This is a genomic window from Rhodococcus sp. D-6, assembly GCF_040256695.1.
GTDB classification, from domain to species: domain Bacteria; phylum Actinomycetota; class Actinomycetes; order Mycobacteriales; family Mycobacteriaceae; genus Rhodococcus; species Rhodococcus pyridinivorans.
In genome coordinates this window covers 1609752-1632249 of the sequence record NZ_CP132970.1, presented here as the reverse complement: position 1 = coordinate 1632249, position 22498 = coordinate 1609752, and the positions used below count along the sequence as shown (strand labels likewise).

Annotated in this window: 19 protein-coding genes and 2 pseudogenes; 8 read left to right on the top strand and 13 right to left on the bottom strand. The window is 65.6% G+C overall.

Features of this window, described 5'->3' with window-relative positions; translation table 11 throughout:
• Position 1 precedes the first annotated feature (1 nt).
• Complete coding sequence (locus tag RBB84_RS07710; protein WP_231780628.1) at positions 2-649, bottom strand: pyridoxamine 5'-phosphate oxidase family protein; 648 nt, start codon at positions 647-649, stop codon at positions 2-4.
• Positions 650-778: 129 nt separating this feature from the next.
• Here RBB84_RS07710 and RBB84_RS07705 point away from each other — a divergent pair, with 129 nt between their 5' ends.
• The 3 genes from RBB84_RS07705 to RBB84_RS07695 all read left to right on the top strand — a co-directional run bounded on the left by RBB84_RS07705 (position 779) and on the right by RBB84_RS07695 (position 3256).
• Positions 779-1462, top strand: coding sequence for a TetR/AcrR family transcriptional regulator (locus tag RBB84_RS07705; RefSeq protein WP_064255630.1), 684 nt, complete (start codon positions 779-781; stop codon positions 1460-1462).
• Positions 1459-2358 (top strand): alpha/beta hydrolase, encoded by a 900-nt coding sequence (locus RBB84_RS07700; RefSeq protein WP_064255629.1) that lies wholly within the window; start codon positions 1459-1461, stop codon positions 2356-2358. The genes RBB84_RS07705 and RBB84_RS07700 overlap by 4 nt, the downstream gene beginning before the upstream one ends.
• Positions 2359-2497: 139 nt before the next feature.
• Complete coding sequence (locus RBB84_RS07695; RefSeq protein WP_350247345.1) at positions 2498-3256, top strand: cutinase family protein; 759 nt, start codon at positions 2498-2500, stop codon at positions 3254-3256.
• 248 nt (positions 3257-3504) lie between these two features.
• Here RBB84_RS07695 and RBB84_RS07690 read toward each other — a convergent pair whose 3' ends face one another.
• From RBB84_RS07690 to RBB84_RS07650, 9 genes and pseudogenes are all read right to left on the bottom strand, one after another.
• The gene (locus RBB84_RS07690; RefSeq protein ID WP_082920960.1) at positions 3505-4986 is read right to left on the bottom strand and encodes a glyceraldehyde-3-phosphate dehydrogenase; all 1482 of its coding nucleotides are present in this window, start codon (positions 4984-4986) and stop codon (positions 3505-3507) included.
• A gap of 715 nt (positions 4987-5701) precedes the next feature.
• Positions 5702-6113 (bottom strand): annotated as a pseudogene (locus RBB84_RS07685) (transposase); the annotation flags it as partial.
• A gap of 73 nt (positions 6114-6186) precedes the next feature.
• Positions 6187-7341, bottom strand: a complete 1155-nt coding sequence (locus tag RBB84_RS07680) for a glutamate--cysteine ligase (RefSeq protein WP_064255625.1) — start codon at positions 7339-7341, stop codon at positions 6187-6189.
• A 79-nt stretch (positions 7342-7420) separates the two neighbouring features.
• The gene (locus RBB84_RS07675; protein ID WP_082920959.1) at positions 7421-7831 is read right to left on the bottom strand and encodes a lipopolysaccharide assembly protein LapA domain-containing protein; all 411 of its coding nucleotides are present in this window, start codon (positions 7829-7831) and stop codon (positions 7421-7423) included.
• A 56-nt stretch (positions 7832-7887) separates the two neighbouring features.
• On the bottom strand, positions 7888-8778 hold the full coding sequence (locus RBB84_RS07670) for an ABC transporter permease (protein ID WP_350247344.1): 891 nt from the start codon (positions 8776-8778) through the stop codon (positions 7888-7890).
• A 364-nt stretch (positions 8779-9142) separates the two neighbouring features.
• Positions 9143-9922, bottom strand: coding sequence for an enoyl-CoA hydratase family protein (locus RBB84_RS07665; RefSeq protein WP_064255622.1), 780 nt, complete (start codon positions 9920-9922; stop codon positions 9143-9145).
• The gene (locus RBB84_RS07660) at positions 9919-11955 is read right to left on the bottom strand and encodes a biotin carboxylase N-terminal domain-containing protein (RefSeq protein WP_064255621.1); all 2037 of its coding nucleotides are present in this window, start codon (positions 11953-11955) and stop codon (positions 9919-9921) included. The genes RBB84_RS07665 and RBB84_RS07660 overlap by 4 nt, the downstream gene beginning before the upstream one ends.
• Before the next feature lie 7 nt (positions 11956-11962).
• Positions 11963-13561, bottom strand: a complete 1599-nt coding sequence (locus RBB84_RS07655; RefSeq protein WP_064255620.1) for a carboxyl transferase domain-containing protein — start codon at positions 13559-13561, stop codon at positions 11963-11965.
• A complete protein-coding gene (locus RBB84_RS07650) occupies positions 13558-15213 on the bottom strand; it encodes an acyclic terpene utilization AtuA family protein (RefSeq protein ID WP_231911947.1) in 1656 nt (551 codons plus the stop codon). The genes RBB84_RS07655 and RBB84_RS07650 overlap by 4 nt, the downstream gene beginning before the upstream one ends.
• A gap of 184 nt (positions 15214-15397) precedes the next feature.
• On the opposite strand from RBB84_RS07650, the gene RBB84_RS07645 reads away from it, so the two are divergent.
• Complete coding sequence (locus RBB84_RS07645) at positions 15398-15664, top strand: hypothetical protein (RefSeq protein WP_156666047.1); 267 nt, start codon at positions 15398-15400, stop codon at positions 15662-15664.
• 112 nt (positions 15665-15776) lie between these two features.
• On the opposite strand, the gene RBB84_RS07640 is transcribed toward RBB84_RS07645, so the two are convergent.
• Positions 15777-17030, bottom strand: coding sequence for an IS256 family transposase (locus RBB84_RS07640; protein WP_350246341.1), 1254 nt, complete (start codon positions 17028-17030; stop codon positions 15777-15779).
• A gap of 358 nt (positions 17031-17388) precedes the next feature.
• Here RBB84_RS07640 and RBB84_RS07635 point away from each other — a divergent pair, with 358 nt between their 5' ends.
• Both RBB84_RS07635 and RBB84_RS07630 read left to right on the top strand, forming a co-directional pair.
• On the top strand, positions 17389-17814 hold the full coding sequence (locus RBB84_RS07635) for an amphi-Trp domain-containing protein (RefSeq protein WP_064255618.1): 426 nt from the start codon (positions 17389-17391) through the stop codon (positions 17812-17814).
• Positions 17815-18099: 285 nt separating this feature from the next.
• Positions 18100-19299: a zinc-binding dehydrogenase gene (locus RBB84_RS07630; RefSeq protein WP_082920958.1), complete on the top strand. Its 1200-nt coding sequence runs from the start codon at positions 18100-18102 to the stop codon at positions 19297-19299.
• On the opposite strand, the gene RBB84_RS07625 is transcribed toward RBB84_RS07630, so the two are convergent.
• Positions 19253-19819, bottom strand: a complete 567-nt coding sequence (locus tag RBB84_RS07625) for an HPP family protein (RefSeq protein WP_231911943.1) — start codon at positions 19817-19819, stop codon at positions 19253-19255. The two genes, RBB84_RS07630 and RBB84_RS07625, sit on opposite strands and share 47 nt — an antisense overlap.
• A gap of 22 nt (positions 19820-19841) precedes the next feature.
• Between RBB84_RS07625 and RBB84_RS07620 the strand changes: the two genes are divergently transcribed.
• Both RBB84_RS07620 and RBB84_RS07615 read left to right on the top strand, forming a co-directional pair.
• Positions 19842-20285, top strand: a complete 444-nt coding sequence (locus RBB84_RS07620) for a CGNR zinc finger domain-containing protein (protein ID WP_082920957.1) — start codon at positions 19842-19844, stop codon at positions 20283-20285.
• A 230-nt stretch (positions 20286-20515) separates the two neighbouring features.
• Complete coding sequence (locus tag RBB84_RS07615) at positions 20516-20839, top strand: pyrimidine/purine nucleoside phosphorylase (RefSeq protein ID WP_006552067.1); 324 nt, start codon at positions 20516-20518, stop codon at positions 20837-20839.
• A gap of 95 nt (positions 20840-20934) precedes the next feature.
• Here RBB84_RS07615 and RBB84_RS07610 read toward each other — a convergent pair.
• A pseudogene (locus RBB84_RS07610) lies at positions 20935-22423 on the bottom strand (DHA2 family efflux MFS transporter permease subunit).
• Between the last annotated feature and the right edge of the window lie 75 nt (positions 22424-22498).

Genomic DNA, 22498 nt, shown 5'->3' with positions numbered 1-22498 from the left:
GTCAGTTCTCCCCCACCGCCTTCAGCTGTGCCCGAAGAGAATCCACTTCGGCTCGGAGGTCGTTGATCTCGTCGATGTAGGGACGGATCCGGGCGCGGACCGCTTCGTCGGTGTACTGCGGGATCAAGCTCCGTGAGCAGTTCCAGTCGAAGGCCTCGACATCGATGACGATGCTTCGCTCACATCGCGCCGAGATTCTCCGACCGTCACCGAGATCGCGCAGCCGGTCGAGAAGCTGCGGGTCGTCGTCCGCATCGACCACCCGCGCAGTACCGAAGACCTTCAACCGCCTCTTCAGCGGAAAGTCGGCGAGGAACAGCGCGACCCTCCCGTTGTCCGCGATGTTCCCGACCGAGACGAATTGTTGATTGCCTCGGTGATCCGCAAACCCGATCGTCTGCCCACCGAGGTGGTGCAGGAACCCGACGGGTCCGCTGCGGTACTGGACATAGGGCCATCCGCTCGGGGTCACCGTCGCCATGTGGAACTGGAAGCTCTCGCGTACGAGAGCGAGTTCCCGGTCGCCCAACGGCTGAGGCCCTCGGTCGGGTTCGTCGAGGTCGGCACCATAGGCAACGATGCTGCCCGCAGCTTCCTGGCGAGCGACCGCCTCCGGGCCGAACGCCAGATGGTGATACCTCGATCCCATACCGATCTCCTCGCCGATGTCCGTTATGCCGACAACAAAACAGTGCATCACAATCGACCGTGACCAGAATGAGGGGGTGTCGACCCTGCAGTTCGCCGAACAGCGGCCGCCTGGTTTACGATACGGCACGTGTCGTATCTGAATGAGCCGCCTGCGCAACGCGGACGTCCACGCGACGCCGAACTCGAGCGTCGGATCACCACCACCGTTCTCGAACTACTGGCCGAACAAGGCTACGAGGGCCTGACGTTCGAAGCAGTCGCTCGACGTTGCCAGGCGTCGAAGGCAACGCTGTATCGACGATGGCCGTCCAAGCGCGACATGGTGCTCGCAGCAGTGAAGGACGCCCCTGCGCATCCCTCGGCAGTCCCACTCCGGCGCGGCGACACACTCCGCGACGATCTGCTGATGCTTGCGCAACGCCTCAGCCTCACCATGTCCGCAACCGACAGCAACGCCGCCTTCATGCTGCTCCACGCGGGACTCGAAGACCCGGAGTTGTGCGACGCCATCGAGGAGACCGTCGGCCCGACAGGCGCACGTCTCCCCCAGGCGGTCCTCGACGATGCCGTTGCACGAGGCGAACTCCCTTCGGACGCTCAATCATTCGCATACGAGGAGGTCGTGGGAACCGTCCTGCTCCTGCGACGAGCGAACGGTCTCACCGTCGACGACACCTACCTCGAAGCCCTCGTCGACACCGTCATCATTCCCGCGCTCACCGCGTCCGCCGGCCGAACGGACCTGCCCGCCGGGATCTTCTCCGGCCACCCCGAAACCTCCACCACGACTACGACTACGGAGACCCCATGACCCGCTGCACCATCGAGGACTTCACCTACCGCACGATCACCGGGGACGGCGGCGTGAAGCTCAACGTCGCCATCGGCGGGCAAGGTCCGGCCGTCGTCCTGCTGCACGGTTTCCCGCAGACCCACTACATGTGGCGCCACGTCGCCCACACACTCGCTGACGACCACACCGTGATCGTCCCCGACCTGCGCGGCTACGGCGCCAGCGACCAACCCCCGGCCGACAATCCCGAGTCGTATTCCAAGCGCACCATGGCGAACGACATCGTCGCGGTCGCCCGCGAGATCGGTTTCGACCACTTCGGGCTCGTCGGTCACGACCGCGGTGCGCTCGTCGCCGTCCGTGCGGGACTCGACCACCCCGACGCCGTCGACTACCTCGGCATCCTCGACGTCCTTCCCACGATGGACACCTGGGCCGTACTTCAGGGCGTGAACGCCAAGGTTGCCTGGCATCTCTACCTCATGGCCCAGCCCGCAGGGATGCCCGAGAAGATGATCGCCGCTGTCGCCCCGGAATTCTTCGGCTCGTTCCTCGATGCGTGGGACCCCACCGGAACCACCTTCACGCCCGAGGAGCGCGATCACTACGTCACCAGCTCGATCAACTCTGTCGACTCGATCGTGGCCGACTACCGCGCCACCGCCGGCATCGATCTCGACATGGACCTCGCCGACCGCGAACGCGGGGCTCGGCTCACCATGCCCGTCGCGGTCATCTCCCAGGACTGGGGCTCGCAACTGGGCTTCGACGCCTCGGCCCTCTGGCAGGCGTGGGCACCCGATCTCACCTACCAGGGCACCACCAGCGGCCACTTCATGGCCGAAGAGAACCCCGACGAGATCGCCGGCTTCATCACCGAGCTGGCCGCCCGCATCCCGGCCGACCAGCCCTGACGGACATGCCACCGGAGTCACCGGTCGGGGGTGACCACGATCACCGAGAAGCACGCATCCTTAACATGACGAACAAACGGGACATCGATATCATCGACCTCAGTTATTGTCTGTCGGGGGCACACGAGGAGAATCGCGCATGTCCCGGATCGATCGCAGACGCACACGCACCGTCGGCGTGCTCGCCGCAGGTCTGCTCACCGCAGGTCTGAGCGTCGCGGGTCCGGTCGGTTCCGCGTCCGCTGACCCGGTCCGCAATTGCCCCGAACGGTACGTGCTCGCCGTCGACGGAACCCGCGGCTTCGAGACCCTCGATTCGATCGATCCGGAATCCCCCTTGGCGAAGATCTCCGCTCGGTTCGAGGCTCCCGGCACCGTGGTCGAGCACATCCGCTACCCCGCAGTGGTCGTGCCGCTGCCCGGGACCGGCTCGCACGACGATTTCGACGGCATCGACGACGACGGCACCATCGCCTACGACAGGTCGAAGCAGATCGGGCATCAGCGACTCCGCCAGACCATCACCGTCCGACACAGCACCTGCCCCGACTCGGACCTGTTGGTGCTCGGCTACTCGCAGGGCGCCTCGATCGCGGGCGATGTTCTCGCCGAGATCGCAGCCGACGGGTCCGTTCCCCCCGAACGGATCTCGGGCGTCCTCTATTCCGACCCCCGCGACGACCGCGGCGTCGAGACCCTGTTCCCGGGTCCCGTCGCTCCCGGTGTGACGCTCGGCGGCGGCCGGAACGACTTCGGTGAGATCCACGTCGAACGAGTCTGCATCGAAGGCGACGCGATCTGCGACGGTCGCACACCCGAGGACGGCAAGGACTGGCTCCGCGAGAACGTGACGGGGTACTTCCAGCTGCACACGAAGTACCCCGACTACCAGCCCTGACCGAGTCGGGCCGGAGAGTTCGCCGACCGCGCGGTGTGCATCAGTTCCAGAGTGACGAACTCGGGGGAGGTTGTGTGCGTGTTCTTCGCCGGAACCGCACACAACCTCCCCCGAGTTTCGACGGCCGCTACTCCTCCTCGACGCCACCAATGGCCCAACGCAAAAGGGAACCCATCCTCAGGTAAGGATGGGTTCCCTCGTCGGCGAGTCCCTAGCAGACTGTCGTTACTGCAGTCTGCGCAGGACTGTTATGCCTGTGCAGCGGCAGGTTCCTCGACGTGCTCCACGGGGCCGGCTTCCGTGACGGGATAGACGGGGTATTCCACACCCGACAGGTACTGGACCGTTCGCACCACCTGGCACGAGTAACCGAACTCGTTGTCGTACCAGACGTAGAGGATGGCGGTGTCGCCATCCACGATCGCTGCATTGGCGTCGATGATGCACGCCGCGCGCGAGCCGATGAAGTCGCTCGACACTGCGTCGGTGGCCGAGGTGTAGTCGAGGTTGCGGCGCAGCGCACCGGTGAGCGACTCCTGGTGCAGGTGCTCGAGCACCTCTTCCTTGGTGGTCTCACGAGTCAGCTGAAGGTGAAGGATCGCGACGGACACATCCGGCGTAGGAACGCGGATCGAGTTGCCGGTGATCTTCGCCTTCAGATCGGGAAGCGCCTTCGCGACCGCCGAAGCGGCGCCGGTCTCGGTGAGCACCAGGTTGAACGGCGCGGAACGTCCGCGACGGTCGGCCTTGTGGTAGTTGTCCAGCAGGTTCTGGTCGTTTGTGAACGAGTGCACCGTCTCGACGTGACCACGCACCACACCGAATTTGTCGTCCATGGTCTTCAGCGGCGGAACGATGGCATTGGTGGTGCAGGACGCGCACGACACGATCGTCTCGTCCGGGTCGAGGTCGCGGTGGTTGACACCGTGCACGATGTTCGGGAGATCACCCTTACCCGGTGCGGTGAGCACCACCTTGGCGATACCGGGGCGGAGATGCTTCGACAGACCGTCGCGGTCGCGCCAGATTCCGGTGTTGTCGATCAGGATGGCCTTGTCGATGCCGTACTCGGTGTAGTCGACGCTTTCCGGATCGTTGCTGTAGATGAACTTGATGACATTGCCGTTGGCGACCAAGGCGTTGTTCTCGGTGTCGACCTTGATCGTGCCGTTGAACTGTCCGTGGACGGAGTCGCGACGCAGCAGAGAGGCACGCTTGGCCAGGTCGTCGTCACCTCCCTTACGGACCACCACAGCACGCAGGTTCAGCCCATTGCCCGAGCCTGCCTTCTCGATGAGCAGACGGGCGACGAGCCGGCCGATTCGCCCGAACCCGTACAGGACCACGTCCTGCGGTTTCGCGGGGCTTGTCTGCGCGCCGCCGACCAGATCCGCGAGGCTCTCAGCGACGAAATCCGGGATGGATCGTCCGGCACCCTGGGCCTGATAATCCGTCACCAGCAGGCCGAGGTCGATCTTCGACGGCTGCAGGTCGAGGTCGGTCAATGCCTGGAGGAACGGGAAGGTTGCCTCGACCGACAGCTCGTCGCCGCGGATCTGACGCGCGAAACGGTGCGTCCGCAGAATACCGATCACCGACTTGTTCACGAGGGAGCGGCTGTGAAGCAAGATCGTGACCGAATGCCGGCGGTGCAGACCGCCGATGATCGGGATCATTGCTTCCGCAATAGCCTCTTGCGAGTTCCACTGTGCCAATTCCGGGGTGCTCACTGCGCTCCTCTGCCTTTCCGGCTCGTCTGACACGTCGCAGGCTGTTGGGTGCAGCCCAGACGAGACGCACGTCACTCGCCGGTCGGTGTCCGGATCGGTGGAACCGTACGCGACCGACGCCGATTACGGCGTGCGTACCGCCAAGCATATGAAAGAGCTCTCACGGTTCGACGCCCGGTAGGCGAATCGTGCCCGCGCGTGCGTGAAGCTGATCGTCCCTCCCCGGATAGGAAGGCGTCGTCGACCCTGGAGCTGTAGATGAACCGGCGAGCTGCGTGTGTCGCCAGTCACAACAATTGTGGCGGCATGCCGGATGGTATCAAGAGTCCATCGGCGGGTATTGCGTCATCAATATTCCGGCGCGCAAATGAATCCGGGTCACATCCTATTTCGAAACCTTCGAACCGCCAACAGATCTACTTGTCATTTCACACAACCGGGGCAGAGCCCAGGACTTACTCCGAGCTGCGAAAATCCGCGGCTTGCGCGTTCCGATGCCAAGACCGTGCTGCACGTGGCAAACCCGTGAGAAATGACGAGGCCGAGGAATACTTGCTTAGCCTCGATCTTTCGCGCGGATCACGTGTCGGACTGAGCAGCTTCGGATTCGGTGGGGAGACCGTGGATGCGGTGTGCATCCACGGTCGACTGCCCGACACGGTCGGGTGACGCCGAGGTCCACGGCCCCGGAAACAGTTCCTTCGTCTCGATGGAGCAGGTACGCGCACAGCAGATGGAAACCGAAGCCTCGCGTGAACGTCGGGGCGGCCTGTTCCTTCTCGGAATGCGCGGTGACCTTCGGTGGCATCGATGTCGAGGACCAGCGGATGCGCTTCGTCGATGGCGTGCTCGGGAGCCGACGCACCGGCGGCGGTCCAGGCGTGGCGACGGGCTGTGGCGCGGGCCCGGTCGATCGCGGCGAGCGCGGTGTCGGCGTCGACGGCCAACACGCTGATCAGGCGGGAGACGGTGGGGTCGGAGGCCACCGCACCGAAGATCTCCGGGTGAGTCCGCAGTTGGCTGATGTCGGCGAGGCAGTCCCCACCGATCGCGAATGCCGTCGCGAGATCGAGCACGATCTTGCCGGGATCGTGTCGGGTCAGCGGTTTTCGATACGGTGCGAGCTCGGCCCGAGGTTAGGACGATCTGCTCCCCGATGAGCGTCGGTCCGCAAGCGCGGCACCCCGGCTGTCGTGTCGGTCATGACGGACGCAGATCCGGCCCGTAGCCCTCCACAGTGCGTCGCGCCGCGTCGGCAACCACATCGGTGAAGGAACCCCCGTGCTCGAGAATGCGACGCTGCCTGATCGCCCCATTACCTCGATCCAGGGTTCCCGACAGAGTGTCGTGCACGGAGCGGTAGACGTCGAGTTCCTCCAGGATCGGCCGGACCTGAGCGAGCAGTCGCCAGATCAGGTCGACTGCCGGAACCAACTGCCCAGAGCCGAGATCGACACCGCGCCCGGCCAGACCGTCCCGGGCCGCTCTCCAGCACGCCGCGCGCAGCAGCTCCTGATCGACCGAGGGCGTCGGCTCGCCGCGTTCGATCGATGCCGTCGCCTGGGCGACCAATGCATACACCAAGGTGGCCAGCGTGACGGTCTCCTCGACGGTCGCGGGCACGTCCGCGATGCGGATCTCGAGGGTCGGATGATGCGCGGAGATCCGCACATCCCAATAGACCATTCGGGGGTCCAGGATCGTGCCGGTGGTGAGCAGCGATTCGACCGCCGCGTCGTATTCCGCGGCCGAGGCGCACTGCGGGGGCAGTCCCGCGCTCGGCCAGCGCCCCCACCGCAGGTATCGCCAGCTGGCATATCCGGTGTCCCGGCCGTCGGTGATCGGCGAGTTGGCGGTCAGCGCCAGCAGGGCGGGAAGCCATGGGCGCAGATGGTTGATGAGCTGGGCCGCACGGTCACGATCGTCGACACCGATATGCACGTGGCATCCGCAGATCACGCCGTCGGTGACGCCACGATAGTGCTGTGCCATGCGTTGGTAGCGAGGCGTGGCGGTGACCGATCCGCTCGGAGGTTCGAAGATCGGTGTGCCGACCGCTACGAGCCGGCATCCTGCGCGCGCTGCGGCGTCGGCGGCCGTCGCGCGGGAGCGGCGCAGCTCTTCGCGTAGGTCCTGCGGGTGTGTACATACCGTGGTGGCGGTCTCGACCTGACACGGGGAGAGCTCGACCTCGAGCTCGATGCCGAGTGTGCGTCCGGCCGCGAGCACGTCGAGACTGCGCGGGAGGGGACGACCGGTACGGGGATCGACCAGGACGAATTCCTCTTCGACGCCGATCGTGGCCGCCGCCCCGCCGCGCACAGGAGAGGTGTTGGTCGGTCCTGTGGCGGCCATGGCGATCTCCCCACTCGAGATCTTTCACTCTACGAAGGAAGAGCGGCCGGCGTGGGTGTACTGCAGTCGGGGATCTGTCTTACCGGACGGTGCGTGCGCGTTGCCGGTTGGCGGCGTGGCGGAGCTGCAGGATCCGCAGGCCCCCGGCGAGGCCGACGATCACCGCTCCGGCGATCGCAGCGAACAGCAGTGCCACGCCCAACGGCAGCGAGAAGTCCCACGCGAACAGTTCGAGGGTGACGCTGTCCAGGTTCTGCAGGATGAACACCAACAGCAACAGCAGGATCAACACACCGACGATCAGCGCGGTCCACAACGCCCCGGTGCGGGTGCCTCTGATGCCTTTGCCCCGGGCGACGTCGGGGTGCAGCCTGCTGGGAGCGTCCGGATCCGGTGTCGCCCCGGATGGGGGTACCGGAGTATCGCTACGTCGCGCGGGCGGCGAGTAGTCGGGGTTCGGATCACCGGGGCCCCTCGAGCTGGTCGTCATGCCCGATCGAGTACCCCGACCCTGTTCCGGTTATCCCACCGGCAGAATCTTTGCGGTCAGTTCACGTCCCGGCTCCGCACCAGAATCCCTGTGGTGACCACCGCGACGACGATGTAGGCGGTGACGGTCATGAGCGCCCTCGGTCCCGAAATCACGTCCACTACTCCGGGTGTGCCGTCCCCTCCCCCGGTCACCGCTCCGACGAGCGATCCGGCGGCCCCCGGCAGGAAGGCCGTCATATCCTCGACGAGCTGCAGCGCGGAGCCGACGCCTCGCAGCAGATTCTCGACGACAAGCATCCATACCAGACCCAGGCCGACCGACAGCGCCGCACTGCGGGCGTAGGTGCCGAGCGCGAAGCCGATCGTTCCCCACATCATGAACACGAGGTACGCCGTACCCGCGGAGCGAAGAAATGTGCCGGCGGACGGCATCGTGAGCGGTTGTGTTTCGATCGCGGCGAGTGAGACGGACACGATCGTGCACAGCACAGCGGTGACGACCACCATCTCGGCAACGATCACCGCAAGAGCGAGCAGGGCGCCGATTGTCGGGCGCAGACGGCCGTGAGTGAACACGGTCTTCCACGTTCCCCAGCTGTACCCGTTCCCGGCGATGAGAGCACCCAGGACGAGTACGAGCGCGCCACCGAACAATGGTGTGCCCTGGACCAGGACGTCGGGGATCGATTCGGGCAGGACGCTGCACAGCAACGCCTCGCTCGGCTCCCCTTCCGTGGAGGACCCGGCCGTCCCGGTCGTGTAGGAGACGTACGGGAATACGTAGCCGAAAACCATCGCGAGCAGGAACCACGTGCCGACCGTCGTCCACATCGCCGGCCACGAACGCAACCGGTACAACTCGGCACGCAAGCTCCGAGCAACGGTGTTGTGCCGTGCGGCAAGTGAGGTGGAATCGGAGTGCGAGCGGAGTGTCGAGGCGGACATGTCACGCCCCTTCGTGGGTGTGGAACGAGTGGTCATTTCGAGGAACACGTCCTCGAGGATGCGTTCGGCCGGTCCGACCGACAACACATCCACGCCGTCGGCGACGAGCGCGCGGACGACGTCGGGCCGCGATCGGGCGGCAGATCCAGCAGCACCGAGTCGCCTTCGATTTCGAACCCGTTCTCTCCGGCGAGATCCGATGCGATCGAGACCACCCGATGCCCGGGCGTGCCACGAACTTTCAGCACCGCGTCGCCGAGCAGGGTGGAGACGGTCGTTTCGCGCACCGGGCGCCCGGTGACGAGATCGGCAGGATCGGTATTCGCTCCGCACAAAATGACGCAGGGCCTCGGGTGACACCCTCTCACCGAATGTCCCACCACGGGCGCCGCTTCTGTAGGAACGCCGTCATCCCCTCCGCGGCTTCCTCGGAACCGAACATCCGCGCCGAACGTGCTGCCAGGTCGTCTCCGTAACGATCGAAGTCCTCGAGAATCCGCTGCGTGACGAGGCGTTTCGATTCGGCCAGACCCTGCGGTGAGCATGCACGGATCTCCGCGAGCAATTCCACCAGGACAGCTCCGGTATCGGCCACCGACAGGGTGACGAGACCCTCGGAGGACGCCTCCTCGGGACCGAACCGTTCGCCGGTCAGGAAGTACCGTGCCGCTGCGCGCGGCGACAATCGCGGGAGCACGGTCAAAGAGATGATCGACGCGGCCAGACCGAGCCGTGCCTCGGTAAGTGCGAACGTCGACGCCGGCCCGGCGACCACGATGTCGCAGGCACCGATCAGACCCATGCCGCCGGCGCGGACGTGCCCGTCGATGCGGGCCAAGACCGGCTTGGGGAGCTCCAGGATCTGCCGGAGCAAGGCCGTCATGTCGCGGGTGCGTGCGGAAGCCGTCTCCTGCGCGGATCCGGAAGAGCCGCTCAGATCTGCTCCAGCGCAGAATGTTCCACCGGTGTGGGTCAGGACGATCGCGCGGACGTCGGGATCGGCGGCCGCGTCGGCGAGTCCGCGGCTCAGTTGGGTCAGCAACGGGACCGACAGAGCATTGCGGTTGTGCGGTGAGTCGAGAGTCAGTGTCGCAGTGCCGTGGTCGACGGCGTAGCGCACCACCATCGGATCGGGTTCGGTCATGACAACTCCTCGAGGTGGTGGCCCCCTTCGCTGTCGGGGCTCTCGACCGATGCGGACTCGCCGTGGGGCATGACGACAGCGAGGACGGCACCGACGGCGACCTGATCGCCGACCTCGACGGCGAGCGTCGTGACGGTGCCGCCGGTGGGTGCGGTGACGGTGTGCTCCATCTTCATCGCTTCGAGCCACACGAGCGGCCTGCCCGCTTCCACTACATCGCCGACGACAGCGCCGAGCCTGATCACCGATCCCGGCATTGGCGCGAGTAGTGATCCGGCAGCGATCCGGGCGGTGGGGTCCACGAAGCGCGGCGCCGCGGTCAAGCGCACCGGTCCGAGCGACGAGTCGACGTACACCGCGTCGCCGTACCGCGCCACAGCGAAATGCCGGCGGACACCATCGACGTCCAGAACCACGCGATCCGGGGCGAACCCGACGACACCGAGGTCGTCACGGCCGTCGACGTGGACACCGTCGCGGGTGACTCGGTAACGCACCACGTGGTCATTGTGGACGCCCGTGAATCGTGTGGCCTGCGGCTGCGAGGGCAGATTCCGCCATCCCGAGGGCAGTCCCGCATTCACCGTGGCAGCGGTGCGATTGGTGGCCGACTCCGCCAGAGCAGCGGCGATCGCGGACACCGCTTCCGCGTGCGCTGAGGCGAGCGGTGCCGACAGTTCCGTGAGTCCGTGGGTGTCGAAGAAGGCGGTGTCGGTCTCCCCCGCACGGAAGGCGGGATGTTTCAGCACCGCGACGAGGAGGTCGCGGTTGGTGACAATGCCGTGGATCTCGGTGCGCGTCAACGTCGATGCCAGCAGCCGCACCGCGCGGTCACGGGTCGGTGCGTACGAGATGATCTTGGCGAGCATCGCGTCGTAGTGGACCCCGACCTCCGATCCCGCGAGGACACCGGAATCGACGCGCACACCGGTGTGCCGGAGCACGTCGAACTCGCGTGCCTCCTGCGGCAGCGCGAAACGGTGCACGGTGCCGGACTGCGGTTGCCAGTCCCGGGCCGGGTCTTCGGCGTAGAGCCTGGCCTCCACGGAATGGCCGTGTACCGGGGGTGGTTCGGGGTCGAGGAGGTCACCGTCGGCGATGCGGAACTGGAGATCGACGAGATCGAGCCCGGTCGTGCATTCGGTGACGGGATGCTCGACCTGCAGGCGCGTGTTCATCTCCAGGAAGTGGAACCGCCCCGAGCGGTCCGCGAGAAACTCGACGGTGCCGGCGCCCTCGTACCCGATGGCCTGAGCGGCGCGCCGGGCGGCGTCGAACAGGCGTGGGCGCATCCCCTCGATCGCGTCGACGAGCGGCGAGGGGGCTTCCTCGATCACCTTCTGGTGGCGACGTTGGATCGAGCATTCGCGTTCGCCCACCGCCCACACCGTGCCGTGGCGGTCCGCGAGGATCTGGACCTCGATGTGCCGCCCGTTCTCGAGATACCGCTCGCAGAACACCGTCGGGTCGCCGAACGCCGACGCGGCCTCCCGGCGGGCCGCGTCGAGTTGCCCAGGCAGGTCGGCCAATGTCCGCACCACCCGCATTCCGCGCCCACCGCCGCCTGCGGAGGCCTTGACGAGCACCGGGAGGTCGGCGTCGGTGATGTCGGCAGGGTCGAGTTCTGCAAGAACAGGGACACCGGTGTCGGCCATGATCTTCTTGGCCTCGACCTTCGAGCCCATCCGTTCGATCGACTCCGGGCGCGGTCCGATCCAGATCAACCCCGCCTCGAGCACTTCGCGCGCGAATCGTGCGTTCTCGGAAAGGAATCCGTAACCCGGATGGACCGCGTCGGCGCCCGTCGCCAACGCTGCCGCGACGATCTTCTTCCCGTCGAGGTAGGTCTCGGAAGGGGTGACTCCCGCAAGTCGCACGGCGGCATCGGCGTCGCCGACATGCGGACTGTTCGCGTCGGCATCGGAGAACACCGCGATCCCCCCGAGTCCGGCCCGACGGCACGACGCGAACACGCGGCGGGCGATCTCCCCGCGATTCGCCACGAGCACCGTGGTGATGGTCGATTCGGTCACGGGAACCTCACATCCGGAAGACGCCGAAGGATTCGGCACCTGTGATCGGGGCAGTGGCAACAGCCGACAAGCACAGTCCCAGCACAGTGCGGGTATCGCGGGGGTCGATGATGCCGTCGTCGTAGAGACGACCGGACAGGAACATCGGCAGCGATTCGGCTTCGATCTGGTTCTCGACGGCCGCGCGCATCGCCTCGTCGGCGGCCTCGTCGAAGTCCTGGCCGCGTGCCTGCGCGGCAGCGCGTCCGACGAGAGAGATGACCCCGGCCAGTTGGGCACCGCCCATGACCGCAGACTTGGCGCTGGGCCACGCGAACAGGAACCGCGGATCGAAGGCACGTCCGCACATGCCGTAGTGACCGGCGCCGTAGGACGCGCCGATGAGGATGGAGATGTGCGGCACCGCGGAGTTGGCGACCGCGTTGATCATCATCGCCCCGTGCTTGATCATGCCGCGTTCCTCGTATTCCCGACCGACCATGTACCCGGTGGTGTTGTGCAGGAACAACAGCGGCGTATCGGCACGGTTCGCGAGTTGGATGAACTGGGCTGCCTTCTGCGATTCCTCGTTGAACAGCACGCCGCGCGCGTTGGCGAGAATCCCGACCGGATAGCCGTGCACCTGTGCCCAGCCGGTCACGAGCGACGACCCGTAGAGCGGTTTGAACTCGTCGAAGTCGGAATCGTCGACGACGCGGGCGATGACCTCACGCGGATCGAAGGGTTGCCGAAGATCCTCGGGGACGATCCCGAGCAGCTCCTCGGCGTCGTACCGCGGTTCGCGTACGTCCGTCCGGGGTGCAGGGCCGGCCTTGCGGTAGTTGAGGCGCCGCACAATGCTGCGACCGATGCGCACCGCGTCCTGTTCGTCGACCGCGAAGTGGTCGGCCAGACCCGAGATACGCGCGTGCATCTCGGCGCCGCCGAGCGACTCGTCGTCGGATTCCTCACCGGTGGCCATCTTCACCAGCGGCGGGCCGGCGAGAAACACCTTCGACCGCTTCTCGATCATCACGACGTGGTCGGACATGCCGGGGATGTATGCGCCGCCGGCGGTCGAATTGCCGAAGACCACCGCGATCGTGGGGATACCCGCCGCCGACAACCGGGTCAGATCGCGGAAGAGCCGGCCACCGGGAATGAACACTTCTTTCTGCGTGGGCAGATCCGCGCCGCCGGATTCGACGAGGGAGATCAGCGGCATCCGGTTCTGCAGGGCGATGTCGTCGGCACGCAACGTCTTGCGGAGCGTCCACGGGTTACTGGTTCCCCCGCGCACGGTGGGGTCGGTGGCCACGATGACACATTCGACGCCTTCGACCACACCGATGCCCGTGACGACGCTGCCGCCGACGGGAAACTCGGTGCCCCAGGCCGCGAGCGGTGAGAGCTCGAGGAACGGCGAATCGGGGTCGAGGAGCAGTTCGATCCTCTCCCGCGCAAGCAACTTGCCTCGGTCGTGGTGTCGCCGGACGTACTTTTCTCCCCCGCCGGCGAGGGCCTTGCCGTGTTCTGTGTCGAGTTCGGCCAGGCGAGCACGCATTGTATCGGCGGCTGCGCCGTATTCGGTGGAGCCGGCATCCAGGGTCGAGATCAAGGTGCTCACGTGTGCTTCTCCAGCAGGACGGTGGGGATGTCGAGGTATCGGGCGCGCAACCATTCACCGAGGCCCTTGGCCTGGGGGTCGAAGCGGGCACGGGAGGCGACGCCACGACCGAGGATCCCCCCTATTACGAAGTTCACGGCCCGCAGGTTCGGGAGCAGATGACGTGTGACAGGCAAGGGTTCGATCTCGGGGAGCAGGTCCTTCAGCGTGTCGACGGTGAGAGTGTTTGCAAGCCATTGCCATTCGTCGTCGGATCGGACCCACAACCCGATGTTGGCGTCACCGCCCTTGTCGCCGCTGCGGGCACCGGCGATCGTGCCGAGCGGAACGCGACGAGTCTGTCCGGGCGACAGCGGCGCGGGCACACTCGGGTCCGGCAACGGTTCGAGGGTCCGGGTGGCCGCCGCGGCCGGGATGTCGACGCGGGTGCCGTCGGGCAACACTGCAATGTGCGGCACGCCGGTCGCCTCGACGTACTCGGCCGTGTAGACACCGTAGGCGGTGCCCGGGCCGGGCGGAGCGGTGACGAAGAACCCGGGAGAGCTTGCAAGGGCGAACTCGACCGCCGTGGAGGTGAATGCGCGTCCGACGACGTCGGGATCGGGATCGCGCGCAGTGCAGCGCAGCAGAGCGCTCGCGGTTTCCTCCGTGTCGGCATCGGCATGGTCGGTGCGAGCGAGAGTCCATTCGAGTTCGGCAGGCCGCCTCGGCAGATTCGATTCCATCTGAGATCGCACCAACTGGACCTTCGCGTCGATGTCCAGTCCGGTGAGGACGAAGACGACCTCGTTGTAGAACCCGGCGAGCGCGTTGAGGCACACCTTCAGGGTCGGTGGGGGCGGCTCGCCCTTCACGCCGGTGATGCGGACACGATCGGGTGCTTCCCGGCTCAGCGTGGCGGTGTCGATGCGCGCGGTGACATCGGGGTTCGCGTAGCGTCCGCCCGTCACCTCGTACAGCAGTTGTGCGGTGACCGTGCCGATGGTGACGGCTCCTCCCGTACCCGGGTGCTTGGTGATCGTCGCCGCGCCGTCCGCCTCGATCTCGGCAATGGGAAATCCGGGGCGGACGAGGTCGTCGAGTTCGACGAAGAATGCATAGTTTCCGCCGGTCGCCTGGGTACCACATTCGATGACGTGCCCGGCGACAACAGCACCCGCGAGTGCGTCGAAGTCATCGGGTGCCCAACCGAAGTGGGCGGCGGCGGGACCGACGATCACCGAAGCGTCGGTGACGCGTCCGGTCACGACGATGTCGGCTCCGGCATCGAGGCACCGCACGATGCCCCACGCACCGAGATATGCGTTCGCGGTGAGCGGGCGCGGGTCGGCGACGAAACCGAACTCGTCGATGCGAGTGAGGAGATCGTCGCCTTCGACGTGGGCGATGCGTGGTGACAGACCGAGCCGATCCGCAACCGTGTGCAGCGCCGCAGCCAGACCCGCGGGGTTGAGACCACCGGCGTTCGCGACGATCCGCACCCCCTTGTCGAGAGCGAGCCCCATGCAGTCCTCGGCCTGCCGCAGGAACGTCTTGGCGTAGCCGAGTTCCGGATTCTTCAGACGGTCGCGACCGAGGATGAGCATCGTCAGTTCGGCGAGGTAGTCACCGGTCACATAGTCCAGTTCGCCGCCTTCGAGCATCTCGCGCATCGCCGACAGACGGTCGCCGTAGAAACCGGAGCAATTGGCGATTCGCACGACGCGGCTCACGCGATCCGCTCCTGAACCGTGCGTCCTGGCCGCTGAGGAACGAGCGGACAGAGATCGTCGAGAAGCTCACGCGACTCCACCATGTGGTCAGCGTCACATGTCGCTGCTCTTGGAGCAAGCACTCATGACTGTTTCGCGCGGCCCCTGGTCGTACCCCTCACGGCCGATAACGGACTCACCGCTGTGTGCGGCGACGACGCCTCCCATCCGGCACGTCGGATTGCCCGGACGGTTCTGCAGCTCCCCGAGTGCTCCCGAACTCGACGACATCTGCGTCCGCACCCCGACCGGTCAGTGCCTGCACCACCATCTCGAGGTCGTGCAGCGTCACCTCATCGGCCGACGAACGGCCTTCTTCATCTCGAACGGAACGGGCCATGACAACTCCTGACAGAAGAACCACCGACCGCACCGTCGACCGTCACAACATGAACAAAACCATCGCCACACGAGGTCAAGCCCCGATAGGTGGTGTAGGACGGTGATCCTTTTTCCTGTCCTGACTATGCAGCAGGAATCGCGGCGGCAGGCTCTGTAACCACCTCCCCGCAGGACTCCGGCTCCGCACCAACAGCACGACAACGAGCCAGCACCTCGAGCCCGAGATACCGCCGGCCCTCCGCCCATTCATCGGTCTGCTCAGCCAGAACAGCACCGACCAGCCTGACGACGGCGTCACGGTTGGGGAAGATCCCCACCGCATCGGTCCGACGCCGGATTTCTCGATTGAGACGCTCGGCCGGATTGTTCGACCACACCTGAGTCCACACATCCTTGGGAAACGCACTGAACGACAACAGATCCGGTCGAGCATTACCCAGATGCTCCGCCACCGCCGGGAGCCGGTCCTCGGTGTACTCGACGAGACGATCGAACTGAGCATCGACCGCATCGGCGGTCGGCTGGTCGTAGACCGAATGCAACATCGCCTTGACCGCCGGCCACATGCTCTTCGGACACACACTCATCAGGTTCGCCGCGTAATGGGTCCGGCACCGCTGCCACGCCGCACCGGGCAGGTTCGCCGCGATCGCATCGACCAGACCACGGTGCGCATCGGAGGTGACCAACCGGACCCCGCTCAGACCTCGAGCGACCAGGTCGGCGAAGAAGGTGTTCCATGCAGGCCCGGTCTCGCTGGTGGCCACATGCAAGCCCAGCACTTCGCGGTGCCCGTCGGCGTTGACTCCGGTGGCGACCATCGCGACTGCGTTCACGACCTGCTTGTTCTCGCGGACTTTCATCGTCAATGCGTCGGCGGCGACGAACGTGAACGGGCCCGCGTGATCGAGGCGGCGTTGCCGGAAGGCGGCGACCTGCTCGTCGAGGTCCTCGGCCATGCGTGAGACCTGGGATTTCGACAGTGCGTTGATGCCGAGGGTTTTGACCAGCTTGTCCATCCGGCGGGTGGAGACCCCGGCCAGGTAGCAGTCGGCGACCACGGTGATCAATGCCGCTTCGGCGCGTTTACGGCGTTCGAGGAGCCATTCGGGAAAATACGTTCCGGATCGGAGTTTGGGGACCGCGACGTCGATGGTGCCGACGCGGGTGTCGAGCGGGCGGTGCCGGTAGCCGTTGCGCTGGTTGACTCGTTCGGTGGACTGTTGGCCCCATTCGGCGCCGCAGACCGCGTCGGCTTCGGCGGAGAGCAGGGCGTTGATGATGGTTTGCAGCAGTTCGCGCATCAGATCGGGCGACGCGTCGGTCAGGGCTTGGTGCAATACGCCTGCAGGGTCGACAATGTGGGGTGCGGTCATCGTGATGACTCCGTTCGAGGATTCTGTGGAAGGTTGACTCGAAGGATCACGCGGTGACCGTTTCACGTCCAGCAGCAACACACTGCCGGTTGTGGTCCCGGTCATCGGGTTACACCACTCTATGGGGCACTACTCCACACGAACCGGCGCCGGCAAGGCACCGGGCCCGACATCATCGGCAGGCCTGCGACACCGGTGAGTCTAATCCTGCTCGGACGTACTTTCGCCGCGATCGGTTGCGTGCACGTAACTGGCCCGGACGACGAACGTCGAAATCGTCACGACTCCTCGTTCACGATCCCTGCGTACCCCGCGGCAGATACCGTGGATGCATACTTCACCGAGGTCAGGAGTTGCCGTGCCGAAGCTGGAGATCAAGCAGAAGGCCGAACTTTCCCGCAAGCAGGCATCCGAGCGGTTGATCGCACTCGGCCGCGCCTTGGCGACGGGATCCGAAGTGGAACTGGACTCGGGCGGTGACACCATTTCGCTCGTCGTCGCCGACCGACTCGAATGGGAACTCGAAATCGAGGTGGACGGCGACCAGGTCGAGATCGAGGTCGAATTCAGTTGGCGCGACGCACCATCCGACAGCCCAAAAGCCGATGCGGACGAGGAGGAGGACGAGGAACCGGACGAGGAAGCGGACACCGCCGAAGGTTCGGATGAGGACCCGGGTGAAGACGAGGACGAAGGCGAGCCGCAGCAAACCGAGCCGCGACGAAGAGCCCCGGTCAAGAAGACGGCGCGGCGTGGCCGGCCACGTAAACGCGTCGCCGACTGATCGATGCACAGCCCCTGCGCCGTTCCTCCTCTCTCGTCACCGTAGGGACGATGCAGCGCAGAGTCACCATTGACAGCTACTTCATCTCATTTGATACTTCAGAATCATGCTGCGCATCAGGTAGGTGATGGATGTGGCGGTCGAGGGAGGGAAACTTCTCGCGCGTGCCCTGGAGTCCGCCGAAGTATCGGACGCCTTTGCGCCACGCAGAAGTCGCCTGGATGCATTCCGGACCGCCGTCCTTATGCCGCATCGCGGAACCATCGCAGAGTCCAGGTTGCACCGATGAAGGCCGTCAGTTGCCATCGCGCGACGCTGTCGGTCGTCGACATCCCTACCCCCGGACCCAACCGAGGACAATTGCTCCTCGACGTTGTGCGTTGCGGCATCTGTGGATCGGATCTGCACGCAAGAGACCACATCGACGAGCTGACAGAGGCGATGTCTGCACTCGGTGTCAAACATGCTGCCGGCAGCGACATGCCGTTCGTCTTCGGGCATGAGTTCTGCGGTGAGGTGGCCGAGCGTGGCCGCGGCGTAAGTGGACGGTTCAAACCGGGCTCCAGGGTCGTATCGTTCCCGCTGCTGCGGGACCGCAACGGTGTGCACATGACAGGTCTGTCCCCGGCAGCGCCGGGAGCCTACGCAGAACAGGTATTGGCAGAGGCTGCACTTAGTTTCGTGGTACCCAATGGTCTGAGTTCCGACATCGCGGCACTGACCGAACCCATGGCTGTCGCGCTCCACGCCGTACGGCGCAGCGACATCTCGCGTCGTGATACCGCCATCGTGGTCGGTTGCGGTCCGGTAGGTCTAGCGATCGTGTGCCACCTGAAGGCGCAAGGGGTGGAAACGATCGTCGCTAGCGACCCGTCTCCGGGCCGCCGAGAACTCGCCCGACGATGCGGCGCGACCCTCGTCGTCGACCCCACGCAAAATTCGCCGTATGCGGCAGCACCTGGAGTGACGTCAGGTACCGAACTCTACGAGCTGGGTACGACTTCCATGGAGAAGTTACGGCGTCTACCCGGATGGGTGCCGCTCTACCGCATCGCTGAGAAGCTCGGCACGACCACACCGAAGCGTCCGGTCATTTTCGAATGCGTCGGCACCCCGGGCATGCTCGACTCGGTCCTGACATCGGCACCGTTCCATTCCCGTGTCGTAGTGGCCGGGGTGTGCATGGGCACCGACCGGTTCCGGCCGATGTTGGCCACCGGCAAAGAGATCGATCTGCGATTCGTCTTCGCCTACACGCCTCTGGAGTTCCGCGATACCTTGCATCTGCTCGCCGAGGGCAAAGTCGACGCAACAGCGATGGTCACCGGGACTGTCGGCTTACACGATGTGCCCTCCACATTCGAGGCCCTGCGCACTCCCCAGGACCAAGCCAAAGTACTGATCGACCCGTCCCTGGGTCGGCCCCGGCACCGTCCGTCTACCAGATGTACAGCGGGTACTCGGGAGCGCCGTTCAGGCGGTTGACGACAAGGCCGACGAGTACGAGCACCGCGGCAGCGGATCCTGCAAGGAGAATGAACTCCCAGCCGGGGACTGTTGTCGCGGTGGTCCCGATGACCGCAGTCGCCGCGGCCGGGGAATGCGGCACACGAGCGAGCATCATCGCAGCCAGAGCCAGGGCGCCGGCGAGCGCGCCGAGCCACAACGATTGGCCCAGCAGTCCGACCGAAGCGCCGACTGCGGCAGAGATGATTTGGCCGCCGACCACGTTGCGAGGTTGGGACAACGGAAGTTTCGGCGCCCCCACGACCAGGGCCATGCTGGCCGCCATCGAGGGGATGAGGAACGGACTTCCTGTCACCTCGGTCAGTGCGGCGAGCCCCAGAAGCCCGAGGGCCGCAGCAATCAGTGCGAGTGCGACCGTGCGCAGGGCCGGTCGTGGCGACGCGGAGGACCTCCACCAGGGACGACGAGCCGCGTCGAGGACGGGAGGGGACGACATGGACGGCGACGAATCGGCGACTGGGACCTGCTGGGAGAACATCCGAACTCCTAACTAATGGTTAATGCAACTCCGACAACTCCGCGACACGCTCGGCTCCGTCTATTGCGACACGCTCGACGGTGATCCGGCCCAGGCAGCGGCCCACCTGCGCACGGTGCTCGATCGCACACGCATCACTCCCGGCATCGTTGTCGGTGACGATCGCCTCCACGTCCGCTGGACCACGGACTCCCACGACCCGTTCGAGGAATTGGTCGCCGAAATCGCCGTATCCGCAATCACAGCGGTAACCGGTCACGCGGCAACCTTGCTGTGCAAGTGCGAGGCACCACGGTGCGTGCTGTACTTCACCCGACTCAACGCACGTCAGCACTGGTGCAGTGACGTGTGCGGCAATCGCGCACGTGTCGCTCGCGCCGCGAGGACGCGCCGGAAATCGCATCCCGCAGAAGGCTCACAACCGAAAAGTGAGGCTCACAACCCTGGTCGACCCTCCGGGTTGTGAGCCTCACTTCTGCATTGTGAGCCTCCCGTCGAACGCCATCTGCGGTCAGCGGGCGTAGCGGTCGGCGAGCTCGGCTCCGATCCGCGCCAGTTCCTCCTGCACCGAGACCAGCTCGAGGACCTCGACATCGTCGACTCCGTGAAGGTCCCCTGAGATACACCTCGCGACGGACGGGCGCACACCGACCCCGGCGACCGGCGACCTGCACCCGCCTCGCTACGCTCCAGCCCATGAGTGAGCCGACTTCGACCTACGCCAACGTGACGCTCGACCCGCGTGCCAACGTCTACTTCGACGGCAAGTGCGTCAGCCACAACTTCCATCTGGCGGATGGAACCCGCAAGTCGGCCGGCGTGATCCTTCCCGCGACCCTGAACTTCGGCACCGTTGCACCGGAGGTCATGGAGTTGCACAGCGGCGCGTGCCGCGTCCGATTGGCCGGCGGCGAGGACTGGACCTCCTACGGTGCAGGCGACTCCTTCTCGGTGCCCGGCGACTCGTCGTTCGACATCGAGGTCACCGAGGCCGTCAGCTACGTCTGCCACTACGGCTGACCACACCCTCAGCATGCGAGAACGCTCCCACCGAGTCCTGCTCGGTGGGAGCGTTCTTCCGTTCGTGGCGACCGGCCACTACATACGAACCCGGCTCAGCCGGTGACCTCTGCGCGGTCGGCCGAAGTGCCGGCCTGCGCCTTCCGCTGCGACGATGCGTGACCGACGAACATCGCCGACGCCACGATCCCGATGATCAGAACCGACGCGGGCAGCAGCATCGACTGGCTCAGCGCGGTGCTGAACTTCTCGGCGATCTGCTCCGGGAGAGCGGCTCCCATCGTGGCTCCGCCGCCTTCACCGGCTTGCACCTCACCGAGTCCTTGCGCGGCCATCAAGGACGAGATCAAGGCACCGATCGCGGCGCTGCCCAGCACCGAACCGACCTGGCGGGTGGTGTTGTAGATGCCGGCACCGGCGCCCGCCTGATGGATGGGCAGGTTGTGCGTGGCGGTGGAGGCCAGCGGTGCCCAGATGCACGAGTTGGACATGCCGGCGATACCGGCGATGAGCAGGAACAGCACGATGGGGCTGTCCGGCGTCATGAGCACCGCGAAGCCGAAGATCGTCGCGGAGAAGAGCGTGAAGCCGACGGTGGGCAGCACCCGGGGCGGCATCCGGTCGGAGAACTTACCGATGAGCGGTGCCGTCAGACCGGTGACGATCGCCATCGGGGCGAAGATCAGTGCGGCTTTCGTGGGCGAGAATCCGCGGACCGTCTCGAGATAGAAGTAGGCCGGAACCATCAGGGCGGTCATGGCTGCGCCCATCGACGAGATCGCGATGTTCGACATCGAGAAGTTCCGGTCGCGGAACAGGGCCAACGGCACGAGGGGTTCGCCCTTGTTGCGCGCCTGGTTGAAGACGAACAGCACCATCACCGCGATACCCGCGAGGATCATCGTCCAGGTCCATACGTCCCAGTCGCGGCTGGAACCTTCCTGGATTCCGAAGACCAGCAGGAACAATCCGACGCCGCTGAGGATCACGCCGACGACGTCGAACTTGTGCGGTTGGGTCTCGAGACTGGGCACCAGCCATGCCGCCAACACGAAGGCGATGATGCCGACCGGGACGTTGATGTAGAAGATCCAGTTCCAGCCCTGCCAGTCGACCAGTACACCGCCGACGAGGGGCCCGAGCAGCGAGGCCAGTCCGGCGACCGCGCCCCACAGACCCATGGCGGCGCCACGCTTGTCGGGCGCGAAGGTGCGGGTGATGATCGCCATCGTCTGCGGCGTCATCAGCGCCGCGCCGAGGCCCTGGACGGCGCGGGCGGCGATGAGCATCTCGATGGTGCCGGAAGGTCGCACACCACAGCGACGCCGCGGTGAACACCACCAGGCCCGCGAGATAGACGTGCTTGGGTCCGAGCCGGTCGCCGAGACGACCGGTGAACAGCAGGGGCACCGCATAGGTGAGCAGATAGGCGCTGGTCACCCAGACGACCTGATTGATGTCGGCCTGCAGGTCGGCCATGATCGCCGGGTTGGCCACCGCGACGATGGTCAGATCCAGCAGGATCATGAAGAACCCGACCACCAGGGCCGACAGGCCCCACCACGGATTACGTTCGGTTTGCATCGATTTCGTTCCTGTTCGTACCGGTCGAGCACGACCGGCGATCTATTGGGTCGAGGTGTTCCGGTTCGGTCGTTG

Bases quoted from the DNA above. Each gene is read 5' to 3' on its own strand.
- RBB84_RS07710 (WP_231780628.1), bottom strand. From the start codon at position 649: ATGGGATCGAGGTATCACCATCTGGCGTTCGGCCCGGAGGCGGTCGCT.
- RBB84_RS07700 (WP_064255629.1), top strand. From the start codon at position 1,459: ATGACCCGCTGCACCATCGAGGACTTCACCTACCGCACGATCACCGGG.
- RBB84_RS07695 (WP_350247345.1), top strand. From the start codon at position 2,498: ATGTCCCGGATCGATCGCAGACGCACACGCACCGTCGGCGTGCTCGCC.
- RBB84_RS07680 (WP_064255625.1), bottom strand. From the start codon at position 7,341: ATGGCCGCCACAGGACCGACCAACACCTCTCCTGTGCGCGGCGGGGCG.
- RBB84_RS07675 (WP_082920959.1), bottom strand. From the start codon at position 7,831: ATGACGACCAGCTCGAGGGGCCCCGGTGATCCGAACCCCGACTACTCG.
- RBB84_RS07670 (WP_350247344.1), bottom strand. From the start codon at position 8,778: ATGTCCGCCTCGACACTCCGCTCGCACTCCGATTCCACCTCACTTGCC.
- RBB84_RS07665 (WP_064255622.1), bottom strand. From the start codon at position 9,922: ATGACCGAACCCGATCCGATGGTGGTGCGCTACGCCGTCGACCACGGC.
- RBB84_RS07650 (WP_231911947.1), bottom strand. From the start codon at position 15,213: ATGCGCGAGATGCTCGAAGGCGGCGAACTGGACTATGTGACCGGTGAC.
- RBB84_RS07645 (WP_156666047.1), top strand. From the start codon at position 15,398: ATGACTGTTTCGCGCGGCCCCTGGTCGTACCCCTCACGGCCGATAACG.
- RBB84_RS07640 (WP_350246341.1), bottom strand. From the start codon at position 17,030: ATGACCGCACCCCACATTGTCGACCCTGCAGGCGTATTGCACCAAGCC.
- RBB84_RS07630 (WP_082920958.1), top strand. From the start codon at position 18,100: ATGAAGGCCGTCAGTTGCCATCGCGCGACGCTGTCGGTCGTCGACATC.
- RBB84_RS07625 (WP_231911943.1), bottom strand. From the start codon at position 19,819: ATGTTCTCCCAGCAGGTCCCAGTCGCCGATTCGTCGCCGTCCATGTCG.
- RBB84_RS07620 (WP_082920957.1), top strand. From the start codon at position 19,842: ATGCAACTCCGACAACTCCGCGACACGCTCGGCTCCGTCTATTGCGAC.
- RBB84_RS07615 (WP_006552067.1), top strand. From the start codon at position 20,516: ATGAGTGAGCCGACTTCGACCTACGCCAACGTGACGCTCGACCCGCGT.